This window comes from Pararhodospirillum photometricum DSM 122, assembly GCF_000284415.1.
Classification (GTDB): Bacteria; Pseudomonadota; Alphaproteobacteria; order Rhodospirillales; family Rhodospirillaceae; genus Pararhodospirillum; species Pararhodospirillum photometricum.
Genome location: NC_017059.1, coordinates 269,495 through 283,198, shown reverse-complemented (window position 1 = coordinate 283,198; position 13,704 = coordinate 269,495). Strand labels below are relative to the sequence as shown.

Here is a 13,704-nt window from a genome sequence, read left to right as displayed (position 1 = left end):
ACGGCTCACGGTAACGTTTTTTTTGGCATGCAGTTCGCATATATTAAGGGAGAGGCCTGATGGGCCCTGCCCCTCCGTGATCGCGCCCTCGGAGGACCGCCACGACAGAGCGCGACGCCAACGGAGAGTGATCATGGTGATCTTGCCCGAACGGAAGTCTGTGCGTTTCATCGCACCGGCCGTCCCCGCCCGGGAACGGACCCGCCCGCTGACGTCGTCCCTGAGAACCTTGGTGCTGGCGGGAATCGCCGCTCTGGGGGTGCTGCTGGGCGCGTCGGCCCCCGCAGGGGCAGCCTCGCGCATCAAGGATATCGCCGACTTCGAGGGGGTGCGCGAAAACATCTTGGTGGGCTATGGCTTGGTGGTCGGCCTCAAAGGCACCGGCGACGACCTCAAAAACGCAACCTTCACCAAAGAATCCCTGATCGGCATGCTGGAGCGCCTGGGGGTGAATACCCGCGAAGGGGACCTGGACCCGGAAAACGTGGCGGCGGTCATGGTAACCGGAACCTTGCCGCCGTTTGCCCGCCAAGGCACCCGGGTTGATGTAACCATCAGTTCGTTGGGCGATGCCGAGAGCCTGATGGGCGGCGCGCTTTTGGTGACGCCGCTGATCGGCGCCGATGGCGAGGTCTATGCCGTCGCCCAGGGCCAAGTCCAGGTCGGAGGCTTCTCGGCCCGGGGCCAAGCCCAAAGCGTGACCAAGGGGGTGCCGACCAGCGGCCGCATTCCCAACGGGGCCATCGTCGAGCAGGAAGTGCCCTTCGACATGAGCCACATGGAAACCGTGAAGGTTTCCCTGCGCAACCCCGACTTTACGACGGCCCGGCGCATTGCCCAGGCCATCAATGCCTACCTGGGTGCGGAATACGCCCGCCCCCTCGATCCTGGCTCGGTTCAGGTCAAGGTCATGGGACGCTACCAGGGCAACGTGGTGGGTCTGCTCACCGATATTGAGCAGCTTCAAGTCAATCCCGACGTGATGGCCCGGGTGGTGATCGACGAATCCACCGGCACCATTGTCATTGGCGAGAATGTGCGCATTAACACGGTGGCCATCGCCCAGGGCGGCCTGACCATCCGGGTCACGGAAACGCCGCAGGTGTCCCAGCCCAACGCCCCGTTCAGCGATGCCGGGCAAACCGCTGTGGTCCCCCGCACCGACATTCAGGTCGATGAGGGCAAAGACAACAAGCTGGCCGTGGTCAACAGCGGGGTGAGCTTGCAAGACTTGGTCAACAATCTGAACGCGCTGGGCGTCGGGCCCCGGGACATGATTTCCATCTTGCAGGCTATCAAGGCCTCGGGAGCGCTCCAGGCCGAAATCGAGGTGCTGTGATGACCACCCCAAGCACGTTTGGCCCCCAGATGGCCGCTCTGGAAAAGAGCATCACCCAGCGCCTCGCCCGCCAGAAGACCGAGGCCAGTTCCTCTGACACCCCTGGATCGTCCTTCGAGACCCTGCTGGGAGGAGCCGGCGACACCACGCCGGAGACTGGGGCGGGGACTGGGACTGGGGCGGGGAGTGGGGCGGGCGCGGTGTATACCCCGGGGCGCTTGCCCTCTTCCTTGAGCGAGGAAGCCCGGGTCGAGGCGGCCCGGCGCTCGGCTGAGAATTTCGAATCGTTTTTCATCAGCCAAATGTTGCAGCCCATGTTCGCCAACCTGGGCACCGAGGCGCCGTTTGGCGGAGGCCATGCTGAATCGGTCTGGCGCTCCCTTCTTGTCGATGAATACGGCAAAATGCTCGAACGCAAGGGCGGTCTGGGCATCACCGATGCCGTGATGAAAGTCATGTTGAAAAACCAGGAGGCTTGAGGCGATGGAGTCCAAGGAAAGCGGCACGCGCCGGGCTTCCCCTTTTGCCCGGGCGGGGGCAAGGCCCCAGGCTGACCCCCCTGTGAGTGCCCCCCCTGCCGCGGCAGAACGAACGGCGGCGGCGTCGGCGCCGACAGGGCGGACGTCGTCGTTTGCCGCCCGGGCCTCCTCCCCCGGGCCGGTGGCTCCGGCGCCTTCTGCGGCCCCCTCGCCGCCGACGACGCCGACCACGGGGCGGGCGTCGCCCTTTGCCAGTCGGACCGCCCTCGCCCCCCCGGCGGAAGCGTCCGCTGGGACCGGCCCGACCCCTCCTGCCGCGCCGTCAGAGCCCCCTCCCCCGGCGGGACGGGCCTCTTCGTTCTCCGGCCGCTCCGCGCCGGTGGCGCCCCCTCCCCCGGCTGCGGCGGACCCAGCCCCTGGCGGCATGTTGGGACGCATGGGACGTCTGGTGCGCGGCGCGGCGACGGAAGCGCCGGCTCGTCCGCGCCCTTCCCGCTCGGGAGGGCCGGGCAAGCCCGAGGACGATGGCGAAGCCCCGGTGCTGCGCCAAGCCGCCGCCGCCCTGCCTGGACAGGTCGATTCCAAGGTGCTGGGCCTGCACGCGGCCATGCAGCAGCTTGTCGAGATTTTGGTGACGGAAAATAAGGCGTTGGCGAACCATGATTTTACGACAGTCCAAAGCCTGACCGAGACCAAAATAGCGCGCACGCGCCGCTATCAAGAGCTGATGGATGGCATCAAAAATAGTCCCAGAGTTCTTTTGGAGTTGAATAACGAGCAACGCGGCGTGTTGCGCACTCTGGGGGAAACGCTAGACGGCTTGGCCCGGGAAAACGCCCGCCGCCTGAAGGCAAACATTGAAGCCAGCAACCACCTCTTGCGGAGCGTGGCGGAAGCGGTACGCGATCAGCAACGCGACAATGCCCCGGCCTACTCGGCCGAGGGTATGGTGAATGGTCCGGCGGCCTCGGGACGCCAGACCTCCGTTTCGGTCAACGAGCTTCTTTAGCCCGCCGGGAAGCTAGGCCTCCAGATCTCTGCTTCTTTGTCCCTCAAGGGATGAGGGGCCGGGGGAGGAGCGCCTCCCCCGCCTTCTCGATGTTCTGCGGTCCGTCCGCCCCCCCCGGGAACGACGACCGCCCGAGACAGGAAACGACAGGAGACCGTCGCGCGTGAAGATTGGCTCCACCTTCGGCAGTGCCGTCTCGGGCCTGCAAAACGCCCGCAAGAGCCTGGAGGCCCTGACCACCGCGCTGGTCCGAACGGGAGCAACGCCGGCCCCGGCCCCCCCGCGCCCTCCCGAGCCGGGAACGCGTCGGCCGCTGGCGGCGCCCCGGGTGGTTCGCGAGCATCTGGCACGCGGATTTCGCGCTGAAACGTCCCGCCTAGCCCACGACGAGGCCCACGCCCAATACTACGAAGCTCTCGCCGAGGCCCTGGGCACCCCGGTGGACCCCGAGGGCCTCCCCCGCCGGGTCAAAGCCCTGGGCGAAGAAGCCCTGGCCTTTGCCACGACCCCGGAAGCGCCGGCCGAACCGGTCGTGGCTACAGCCCAGGGCTTGGCACAGGCGTTCAACGCCCTGGCGGAGCGTTTGGCCCAGGTGCGCCACGATGTGGATGAGGCCCTGGCCGAGGGGGTGGCCGCATTGAACGCCCACATCGGGGCCATGAGCGCCCTGAATGATCGCATTGCAGTGATGGACGCGACCGACGCTCGGCCCCGGCGGGCCCAGCGCGAGGCCTTGTTGCGACAGATTAACGACCTGATGGAAGTCGGCGCCTTCGAGCGGTCGAGCGGCGTCCTGGCTCTGTGCACGCCGCCCCAGAAAACGAGGCCGTCCACCCTCCTCCTCGACGTCTCGCCGGTGGCCTTGTCCTATCTCCCCCTCGGCGACGCCCCGGTCCATGAGACGTGGCGCGATGGAGGGGCCGGCGCCCTTCTGGCCGGCGTGATCGACATCACCGCCCAGGTCCAAGGGGGCCGCCTCGGGGCCCTTATGGACCTGCGCGACCGAGTTCTGCCCGACGTTCAGGCCGAGCTTGATGCCCTGGCGGCGCGCTTGATGGGGGTGCTCAACCCCATTCACGCCCTAGGCGTCAGCTTCCCGATCCCCACCCCGGTGGTGCGAGGGAGTGCCCGTTTCGTCGCCCCCCACCGCCAGCGCTTGGCCCTTCTGGCCGGCGACAGCGCCGTGATCTTGTGCGGGGCCGACGGGCGCGAGCGCGCCAAGATCCTCCTGTCGCAAATCCTGGGAGACACGGCCCGTCCGCTGGCCGATGTCCTGGGGGCTTTGGAGGACTGGCTGCATGGTCAAGGCCTGAGTGCCGCCCGTGTTTCCTTGGAGGACGAACGGCTGGTCATCGACCTGCACGCGCCGGACCTGACCCTGACATGGCGCGACGACGGGGGGGTCCTGGGGATCAACGATGACGGTCAACTCCACACGGGCTGGCCTCCCCATGGCGTGGACCGACTGTCCCCCGGACTGGCCCAGCTCTTTGGCCTTGGCCTCTTGTTCGACGCCCCGGTCACGGAAGAGCTGATGGACAGCACGTTGCTGCCTGCGGGATGGGCCTTGCCGCTGGCCGGCACCTTGACCTTCACCTTGGCCACCGATCCCGACCCGCCACCGCCCCGGAACGTCCGTCTCCGCCCGCAGTGGACTTTGCGCGACATTGCCAACGCCTTGAACACCGAGGACGCCGTGGCCGCAGTGGTCGAGGCGGTGGTTGTCCGCGAGGGGGCGGGCAACCGGCTGCGCCTGCGGGCCCGTGCCCCCGGGCTGCTGATCACCAGCCCGGTCCCCAAAAAGGGCAAGACAACGGTCATGGCCGTTCTTGGGGTGGCTCCCTCGCTGGCGGGCACCAGCGCCCGGTTGACCTTGGCGCCTGTGCTGGCGGCCGATCCTTCCCGGCTTGCCCGCAGCGTGCCGGAGCCCGATCCCCTGACCGGGACCCATGCCCTGGGGCCGGGGGTGCCTCCGCTGGCCTTGCGACTGGCGGCCGCCTTTAGCCAGGGCCTGAGCTTTGACCCGGCCGGGCGGTTGGGCAAGGTGCAAAAGACCCTGGCCGACTATGCGGCCTTGAGCTTGACCGAGGCCGCCAGCAACGCCCGTTTGGCGCTGGAGCGCAAAATGGATCAGGCCTTGCTGACCGACCTCCTGGACCTGCGCCTGCACAGCGAGGGGCCGCTGGATCTGGAGGGAGAAGAGGCGCAAGGCCGCGTGTGGGAGCAGTTGTATGAGACCTCGGCGGCCATCCGCTCCGTGACCTTGGATTTGATGGATATTCTGAAGAGCGCGATGCGTTGAGGAGCCGGTTGGGGTAAGAAAAGGCCGGGGAGGCGAGCCTCCCCAGACCCCTCACTCAGCCTGCCTCAGGCTCGGTCGCCGGGCGCCACTTTGGCCAGCCAGGGCATCAAGTCGTCAAATCCCTGGAAGGCCCGGTCGGCTCCCAGGGCCTCGACCGGACCTTGGCGGTAGCCATGGGCCAGCACGACCACGGGCACCCCGGCGTTGCGGGCGCACGCCACGTCGATGGCGCTATCCCCCACGAACAAGACCTCGCCCGGGGGAACATCCAGACGCTCGAGAGTCGCCAGCAAGGGCCGGGGATCGGGCTTGCGCCAGGGCAAGGTATCCCCCGCAATGACGGCGCCCAGCAGAGGGGCCAGCGCAAACGCCTCCAGCAAAGCTCGGGTGGGCCCTTCGGGCTTGTTGGTGCACAGGCCAAGGCGAACGCCCCGGCCGGCCATGTGCTGCAAGGTCTCGGCCGCCCCGGGATACAAGGTGGCCCCGGACACCGGATCGGCTCCATAGCACGCCATGAAGCGCGCGACCCGCCCCGAATGCCCGGGGTCCTCGGGGGTGCCGGATCCCACGGCGCGCGCGCCATAGGCCCGGGCGACCAACAAGCCAGCGCCCTCGCCCACCATGGCGCACACCTGAGCCTCGTCGAGCGGCGCCAAGCCCTCCTCGGCGAAGAGAGCGTTCAGAACCCTGGTCAAGCTGGGCACACTGTGCAAAAGGGTGCCATCCAGATCAAAAATCACGGCCCGAAACCGGGCCTCGTCACTGAGCGTTAGCGGGCGCAAAGAAAGCCTCACGTGATCCGGGGACGGGGGGGACAGCGGAAAAAGCAAGGCTGGGGAGGCGAGCCTCCCCAGACCCCTCCTTCCGAAAAAGGGGGCCTGGGGCGATACGAAAAACCGTGGTCGCCGGAAAGCGGCTTGGCTTGACCTTGGTTCAGTTTAATCGTTCATTTTGTCTCGCGTCCAGCCCTGTGGCACCCTCGGCCGCGTCCTCTTCCCCCTGTTCAGGACCCTCGCTCCCATGAGTCAGACTGCCGCCGTCGTCCTCGCCGCCGGTCAGGGCACCCGCATGCGTTCGTCCCTGCCCAAGGTTCTTCATCCGCTGGCCGGCCGCCCCCTGGTTGGGCATGTCCTTGATGCCCTGGCGCCGCTGGCCCCGGCGCGCACCGTGGTGGTGATTGGCCCCGGCATGGAGGCGGTCGCGCAGGCGGTGGCCCCCCACCCCACGGTGGAGCAGACCGAGCGGCTGGGCACCGCCCACGCCGTGCTCCAGGCGCGCGACGCACTGGCCGGGTTCACGGGAACCGTTTTGGTGCTGTACGGCGACACCCCCCTGGTGCCCTCGGCCACCTTGGAGCGTCTCGTCGCCGCCCAGACCGGCCCCGAGGCGCCGGCGGTGGTGGTGCTGGGCTTTCGCCCGGAGGATCCCACAGGCTATGGACGCTTGCTGGTCGGCCCCGAGGGGTTGGAAGGCATTGTGGAGGAAAAGGACGCCACCTCGGAGCAACGGGCCCTGAGATTGTGCAACTCCGGTGTCATGGCGCTGGAGGGCCGGGTTGCGTTCGAGTTGCTGGCTCAGGTGGGCAATGCCAATGCCAAAGGGGAATACTATCTCACCGATGTCGTGGCCCTGGCCCGGGCGGCGGGGCGGCGTTGCCACGTGGTGGAAAGTGCGGCCGAGGACCTGCTGGGGGTCAACAGCCGCGAGGATCTGGCGACAGCCGAACGGGTGGTGCAAGAGCGCCTGCGCCGGGCCGCCATGAGCGCTGGCGTGACCTTGAGCGCGCCCGAGACGGTGTTTTTCAGTTGGGACACCCGGCTGGGCGAGGACGTGACGGTCGGGCCGTTTGTGACCTTCGGCCCCGGCGTGACCGTGGCCTCCGGGGTCGAGATCAAAGGATTTTGTCACCTGGAAGCGTGCACCGTGGCGACCGGAGCCTTGATCGGACCCTATGCTCGACTGCGCCCTGGGGCACGAATCGCCGAGAACGCGCATATCGGCAACTTTGTTGAAATCAAAAACGCGACGGTCGAGACCGGGGCCAAGGTCAATCACTTGACCTACATTGGCGATGCCCGCATCGGCTCGCGGGCCAACATCGGCGCCGGAACCATCACCTGCAATTACGATGGCTTCTTCAAGCATCACACCGACATCGGCGCCGACGCCTTCATCGGCTCCAACTCGGCCCTGGTGGCGCCCGTCAGCGTGGGCGACGGAGCCATGGTGGGCGCAGGCTCAACCATTACAAGCGACGTTCCGGCCGGCGCCCTCGCCCTGACCCGAGCCCCGCAAGAAACCCGCGACGGCTGGGCCCGTCGCTTTGTCGAACGCATGCGCCGCCTGAAGCGCTAAAAAAAAACGACCGAGGGGTCTGGGGAGGCCGCGCCTCCCCAGCCTTTTCTGCTTTCCTGAAGCTCCCCTCCCCTGTACGGCCTCACAAAGCCACTTCCCCCGGCTTCAAAGGCCGAGACGGCACCGAATCCTCGGGGAGGTCGTAGGGAGCGTCGGCCGGCGGGGGCACCACCGAACCCTTGCGATCCTTGAAGCCCTCCATGAAGCGATTCCAGCGCTCGACATTTTCCTTGAGATGGGGGGCGGCCCCGCGCAAATCGGCCTGGGCGCGGCAGACCACGACCTCGGCGGCGCAGCGGCTTTCGCATCCGGCCTGGGCTGCTTGGTTGCCGTCGTGCCGCTCGCGACAAAGGTGCTCGCAGGCCCGTTGCGCCAAATCGCACTGCTGAGGGGACAAGGACAACGCCGAGTCGCCAGTCAGGCCGTCCAAAAACCCGCGCAACCGCTGCGCCTGATCCGAAAGGCCCAGCAAACCGCGCTCGGCCTCGCACACCCCCCGGTCGGCGGCGCAGCGAGCCGAGCAGCCGGTACGGGCTGCCTCATCCTTTTCCAGGCTTTGGCAAGCGTTGACACAGGCCAGATGGGCCGTTTTGCAGCTATCCACTCCCTGCGCCAGCCCCAGTCCCGGCAGCAAGCCGCCCCAAAGCCCCAGAGCCATGCACGCCGGAAAACGAGCCAACAGAGAAACGGAAAGCATGAGGACCTCCTGCTGACTGACACCCCTAACTATGGCCGACAATGGGCGTTGCGACCACCCCCTCCTCCTTGGGCCCTCCGGTGAAGGAGAGGAGCCTTGTCAAGACAATCGGGAAGGCTGGGGAGGCGAGGCCTCCCCAGGCCCCTCCTGTCCTGGAGCACATCCGCGGTTTTCAGCTTTCCTTCACTCGATTGCCCTGTGTGCCCCCCACGATGACCTTGCCCCCCGGCCTCGACCCCGATAATGCTGAAGATGGACCCCTGCTCTCGGCGAGGGGGTGACAGGAGTAGAGTGCGTGACATCGTCCGATTGTAGCCCGGCGCGCGATTTGGCACAAATCGGCGCGCGATTTGGCACACGTTGTGGCCCGGGCCCTGACACATAAGGTCGCAACCGCCCTGGGACGGTTGCGACCTTATGAAGAGAGTCGCCCCCCAAGGGGGGCTGGCGTAGGCCCCTACACCACAACCTGGGACTCCCGGTACCTTGCGAGGGCAGCGAGCCTCACCGCCGCCTCGGCGGTGAGGACGAGGAAAGAGGGGGAGGCGCCCCCGAAGGGGCGCGACTGAGTTAGTCGTCGCTTGCCGTCTCCTGGACGGGGGGCGTCCTCCACGTCCACGGTACCTTACAACTTTCCCGCCCCTGCAGGGGTGGCGGGACGGCCGCGTCGCGGCCGAGGTGTGGTCGTGGGGGGCATATCCCCCCCGGCTTGCCTCCACGTCCAGAACCGCCGACAGCGCCCGCGACCAAAGGCCTCGCCGAATCCGACACCGTCANCGGGTTTCGTCCAGACGCTCGGCCATCACCTGCAARGTCGGCCGGCCACTGCCCAACAGCGATACCCGGACCAAATCATAGCCCAAAGCCTCGGCGTGGGGGCCAGCAGCTTATTCAGATGCCCCATCACGATCGTCGTGTCTCCCTAGTGGATCGGTCCGACCTGTTCGTCCACGGGACCGCCTAAAACAAAAAAGGTGGGCCACCGGCCCACCCCCTGCCAGCCTGCCGGCCGTGTCAAGAAGATGTCACGCTTTTTATAGAGCACTTTTCCCCAGGGCTCAAGGAGTTCTTTCCCCCGGGACTGGGCGTCGGGAAAGCGGAAAAAGAAAGGCTGGGGAGGCGCGGCCTCCCCAGACCCCTCGACTCCTTATGGGGTCGGGCGGGGCAATCGCTGGAACACCAGATAAGCCGGCCGGCGCCCGGCGGCCAGGGCCTTGGCCTCGTAGCGCGTTTGCACCCAGTCAGCCGGCGGGTCCCGCCAGTCCCCGGGGCCGGTGGCCGTCCAGCGAAACAACGGGTGCGCCGTCGCGTGCTGAAGGGTCCAACGCACATAGCCCGCGTCGTCACTCGCCACCCGCAACTCGCCGCCGTCCTTCAAAAGAGCGGCAAACAGGTCCAGACGGGCCGGCTGAATCATCCGCCGGCGGGCGTGGCGCGTTTTGGGCCAAGGGTCGGGAAACAGCACGAACAACCGGTCCAAGCAGGCCTCCGGCAACCGCGTGAGCAAGGCTCGCACGTCCTCGGGCCACACCCGGATATTGCGGACCCCCGCCGCGTCGATCAGGGACAGGGCCTTGCCCACCCCGTACTCGAACACCTCGGCCCCGATCACCCCAACCTCGGGATGCGCCTCGGCCTGGGCCACCAAATGCTCCCCACCCCCAAAGCCGATCTCCAGCCACAGCGCTTGCCGCGGCGGCGAAAACAGCGTCTGGGGATCCAGGGTCTCGCCCTCGGCCAGCCCCGCCAAGGGCACGGTCAAGGCCGGCAGCAGCGTGTCGAAGAGTTTCTGCCGACCGGCGCGCAGGGGCTTGCCCTTGCGCCGGCCGTAGAACCGTTCATCGTCCCCGGATGACGTCCGGGGGGTTTCCGGCCTCTCAGGCACCGAAGGCCTTCTTCAGCGCATCGACCAGATCCAGGCGCTCCCACGAGAAGCCACCATCGGCTTCCGGCGCACGCCCAAAGTGGCCATAAGACGACGTCCGGGCATAGATCGGACGCGACAGCTGAAGGTGTTCGCGAATGCCACGCGGCGACAGGTCAACGACCTCACCCACCACCTTGGCCAGACGGGTTTCATCCACCCGGCCGGTGCCGTGGGTGTTGACGTAAATCGACAGCGGCTTGGACACGCCGATGGCATACGACACCTGGATCACGCACTTGTCGGCCAAGCCGGCGGCCACGATGTTCTTGGCCACATAGCGCGCGGCGTAGGCGGCCGAACGGTCCACCTTGGTCGGATCCTTGCCCGAGAACGCCCCACCGCCGTGCGGCGCGGCGCCGCCGTAGGTGTCCACAATGATCTTGCGGCCGGTCAGGCCACAGTCGCCATCCGGGCCGCCGATCACGAAGCGCCCGGTCGGGTTCACGTAGAACTCGTCCTCGGGGCACATCCAGCCCTCGGGCAGAACCTTCAGAACGTGCGGGCGCACCAGCTCCCGGACCTCGGCCTGGCTCAGAGCCTCGGCATGCTGGGTGGACACCACCACACTGGTAGCCCCCACCGGCTTGCCGTCCACGTAGCGCAGGGTGATCTGGCTCTTGGAGTCCGGCCCAAAGGCGCTCTCGCCGGCGTGGCGGGCCTCGGCCATCGACTTCAAGATCGCGTGGGCGTAGGCAATCGGGGCCGGCATCAGATGCTCGGTCTCGGTGCAGGCATACCCGAACATGATGCCCTGGTCGCCCGCGCCTTCGTCCTTGTTATCGGCCGCATCCACGCCTTGGGCGATATCCGCCGACTGGGAGTGGACGTGCGAAATGATCTCGGCATCCTTCCAGTGGAAGCCGCGCTGCTCGTAACCGATCTCTCGAATGGCGGTGCGGGCGATCTCTTTCAGGCGCTCATGGGTCAGGCTGTCGGGACCACGCACTTCACCGGCCAACACGACGAAGTTGGTCGTCGCCAGCGTCTCCAGGGCCACACGGGCCAACGGGTCCTCGGCCAGAAAGGCATCGACAATCGCATCGGAAATGCGGTCGCACACCTTGTCCGGGTGGCCTTCGGACACGGATTCGCTGGTAAAAAGGTAGTCAGACTGGGACACGCTTTCTCTCCTCCAACGCCGAATAGCGATAACGGAAGTTCCCGGGGCCGGTTTAAAGCCTCGCGGCGCGGCGCAAGGGGCTCTTGTGACATGAGAGCCCGTCACGACGCAAGAGCCGCCACAAGGCCCCGATGTCGGGGCTTATTCGGCGGCGGCCCCGCCCAGGGCGTCGTCCTCGTCGTCCCCAGTTTCAATCACACCATCGCTTACCCCGGCGTCGGCATTGGCCAGCGTCTTGGTCAGCTCGAACACCCGCTTGCGCACCGCCGGATCGGTGATGCGGTAATACGCCCGCACCAACTCCAGCGTCTCGCGCCGGGTCATCGGGTCCGCCTCGTGCACCAGTGGTTCGCTGGGCACTTGGGCGATGTTCATGGGGCTGTGCTGGACCGTGTCGTCGTCCATGTCCTCGARAAAGTAGGACATGGGCACGTCAAGCACTCGGCTGAGATCCCAAAGCCGGCTGGCCCCAATCCGGTTGGCGCCGCGCTCGTACTTCTGGACCTGCTGGAAGGTCAGCCCTAGGGCCTCTCCCAGCTTTTCCTGACTCATCCCCAAAAGGGTGCGGCGCAGTCTCACCCGCCCCCCTACATGCACATCCACGGGATTGGGTCGCCCGGAGGGAGTCCGCCCTCTGGAAGACCGTCTCAGGCCCGTTTCTTCGTCTTCGGGCTGCATGATCGCGCTCATTGCTCGGTCCTCGCTGCTTTGGCGTGATACCCACCCCCGAGACATGATGAAACCGGGCGCGGAGGCTAGCCCCCGCTCCCCGTCACCCTCCGGCGCCGGGCTCTTTATTTCAGTCTCGGGTCGAAACTGAACCACCAGTTGAAGGCTTACCATTCTCCTTAATTTTAGTCAAGCGAAACCGGGGACTTGGCCCTCTTTTCGCGACCAAGGACAATTCCAAGAGCGGCGCAAAACAACGCAAGCCCCACAGGAAATCCTTCGCCCAGGCGGCCATACAGGGGCACCTGCGACAGCGGCGGCGGAACCGAAAGATCAAGGATCCCCTCGACATCCAAGCCCAAGACCGGCGAGACCCGCCCCAGGGGGGACACAACCCCAGAGATGCCTGTGTTGGCCACCCGCACCAGACTCAAGCCCTCTTCAAGGGCGCGGAGCCGGGCGATCTGAAAGTGTTGGTAGGGCCCAGCGGAATGGCCATACCATCCATCATTGGTCAGGTTGAGCATCCACTCCGGTCGGGGGGTTCCGGGAGCCACAACCCGACCAGGAAAGATAACCTCGTAACATATCAGAGGTGAAAACGGCGGCAGCCGCCCCACGTCCAAGGTGCGCGGCCCCGGTCCCGGGGTGAAGTCGGTGCTCCCTACCGTGAGTTTCTTCAGGGGCAAAATGTCCCCCGCCGGCATGTACTCACCAAACGGCACCAAATGCGCCTTGTCGTACACCCCCATGATCCGCCCCTGGTCATCTAGAGCAAACAAGCTGTTCCAGATCTGAAGGGGCGCCTCGGCCGGCGTGCGTCGCACTGACCCGGCAATCAAGACTCCTCCGCCTGGAATGGCCGGCTGAACCGCGCGGCGCGCCCCGTCATCAAGATTGAGCGCAAACGGAACCGCCGTTTCCCCCCAAATCACCGCGTCAACGGCCTCCAGACCAGGACGCGCCGACAGGTTCACGTAGTGCCGGACATTATCCACCATCCGGGCCGCGTCCCACTTCAGCGCTTGCGGTATGGCCGGCTGCACCAAACGCGCCCGGAACATCCCCTCGTCGGTGCCGTCCCCCCCGACCAGCCGCCAGGTGCCATCCTCGGCCCAGGTGCCGTCTTCGTCCGCATAGGCCTCCAGCCGTGCCTGTCCCGCGCCCATCAGGGCGGCAAACAGCAGCACCGCCGCCGCCACCGCGCCATAGCGATAGGGCCGGGGCCCCGGATCGCCGGCCAGCGCCGGCAGCGCCAAAAGGACCATGGTCAGCAGGCTCAGGCCGGTCACCCCGACAAAGGCGCTCACCTGGATCATCGCGTCCAAGGGCATCCACACCATGCCGATCGGCGCCCACGGAAACCCGGTCAGGATCCAGCCGCGCAACGCCTCTGCGGCCGTCCACGCCCCGGCCAGCACCAAAACCCGTCCGACGCCCGGGCGCCACGCCAGCCGCGCCAGCCCCAGAGCCAGGGCCGGAAACACCGCCAAGCCCGCCGCCATTCCCAGCACGGCAAACGGCACCATCCAGCCCGTGCGCGCCGCATCCACCAGAAGAGCGGCCGAGACCCAGTGGGTCATGCCGGCAAAATGGCCAAGACCAAACAGCCAGCCCAGGCCGGCCGCGCGCCAGGGCGAGCGGGTGGCGTCGAGGCGCCAGACGAGGAGCGGTAGCGCCACGATGAGGGCGGGGAGCCCGTGCACGGGCGGCAGGGCCAAGGCCGACAGCAGGCCCAGCCCCACGGCGAGGGCGTGGGCCCGCCAGCCCCGCAAGGCGCGAACGCGATGGGCGAGGGTCAACATGG

The 13,704-nt window shown here is 67.0% G+C and carries 11 protein-coding genes; 5 read left to right on the top strand and 6 right to left on the bottom strand.

Annotated features, from left to right (window positions below; genetic code table 11):
* The first annotated feature begins 22 nt into the window (after positions 1-22).
* The 4 genes from RSPPHO_RS01205 (at position 23) to RSPPHO_RS01190 (ending at position 5,129) form a co-directional block, all read left to right on the top strand.
* Positions 23-1,339, top strand: coding sequence for a flagellar basal body P-ring protein FlgI (locus RSPPHO_RS01205; RefSeq protein ID WP_014413461.1), 1,317 nt, complete (start codon positions 23-25; stop codon positions 1,337-1,339).
* A complete protein-coding gene (locus tag RSPPHO_RS18565; RefSeq protein ID WP_051013543.1) occupies positions 1,339-1,818 on the top strand; it encodes a rod-binding protein in 480 nt (159 codons plus the stop codon). The genes RSPPHO_RS01205 and RSPPHO_RS18565 overlap by 1 nt, the downstream gene beginning before the upstream one ends.
* A gap of 436 nt (positions 1,819-2,254) precedes the next feature.
* The gene (locus tag RSPPHO_RS01195; RefSeq protein ID WP_157879036.1) at positions 2,255-2,827 is read left to right on the top strand and encodes a flagellar protein FlgN; all 573 of its coding nucleotides are present in this window, start codon (positions 2,255-2,257) and stop codon (positions 2,825-2,827) included.
* A gap of 163 nt (positions 2,828-2,990) precedes the next feature.
* On the top strand, positions 2,991-5,129 hold the full coding sequence (locus tag RSPPHO_RS01190) for a FlgK family flagellar hook-associated protein (protein WP_014413458.1): 2,139 nt from the start codon (positions 2,991-2,993) through the stop codon (positions 5,127-5,129).
* Positions 5,130-5,194: 65 nt separating this feature from the next.
* Here the strand turns inward: RSPPHO_RS01190 and gph are convergent, their stop codons facing one another.
* Entirely contained in the window at positions 5,195-5,923 is a 729-nt protein-coding gene (gene gph, locus RSPPHO_RS01185; RefSeq protein WP_051013985.1) for a phosphoglycolate phosphatase, read from the bottom strand.
* A gap of 226 nt (positions 5,924-6,149) precedes the next feature.
* On the opposite strand from gph, the gene glmU reads away from it, so the two are divergent.
* A complete protein-coding gene (gene glmU, locus RSPPHO_RS01180; RefSeq protein ID WP_041793667.1) occupies positions 6,150-7,484 on the top strand; it encodes a bifunctional UDP-N-acetylglucosamine diphosphorylase/glucosamine-1-phosphate N-acetyltransferase GlmU in 1,335 nt (444 codons plus the stop codon).
* Between the two features lie 82 nt (positions 7,485-7,566).
* Here the strand turns inward: glmU and RSPPHO_RS01175 are convergent, their stop codons facing one another.
* From RSPPHO_RS01175 to lnt, 5 genes are all read right to left on the bottom strand, one after another.
* Entirely contained in the window at positions 7,567-8,181 is a 615-nt protein-coding gene (locus tag RSPPHO_RS01175; protein ID WP_051013541.1) for a hypothetical protein, read from the bottom strand.
* Positions 8,182-9,328: 1,147 nt separating this feature from the next.
* On the bottom strand, positions 9,329-10,066 hold the full coding sequence (trmB, locus tag RSPPHO_RS01165; protein ID WP_014413454.1) for a tRNA (guanosine(46)-N7)-methyltransferase TrmB: 738 nt from the start codon (positions 10,064-10,066) through the stop codon (positions 9,329-9,331).
* The gene (gene metK, locus RSPPHO_RS01160; protein ID WP_041793666.1) at positions 10,059-11,228 is read right to left on the bottom strand and encodes a methionine adenosyltransferase; all 1,170 of its coding nucleotides are present in this window, start codon (positions 11,226-11,228) and stop codon (positions 10,059-10,061) included. Before metK ends, trmB begins: the two co-directional genes overlap by 8 nt.
* Positions 11,229-11,369: 141 nt before the next feature.
* A complete protein-coding gene (locus RSPPHO_RS01155; RefSeq protein ID WP_051013984.1) occupies positions 11,370-11,906 on the bottom strand; it encodes a helix-turn-helix domain-containing protein in 537 nt (178 codons plus the stop codon).
* Between the two features lie 176 nt (positions 11,907-12,082).
* Entirely contained in the window at positions 12,083-13,702 is a 1,620-nt protein-coding gene (lnt, locus tag RSPPHO_RS01150) for an apolipoprotein N-acyltransferase (RefSeq protein ID WP_014413451.1), read from the bottom strand.
* Positions 13,703-13,704 lie beyond the last annotated feature (2 nt).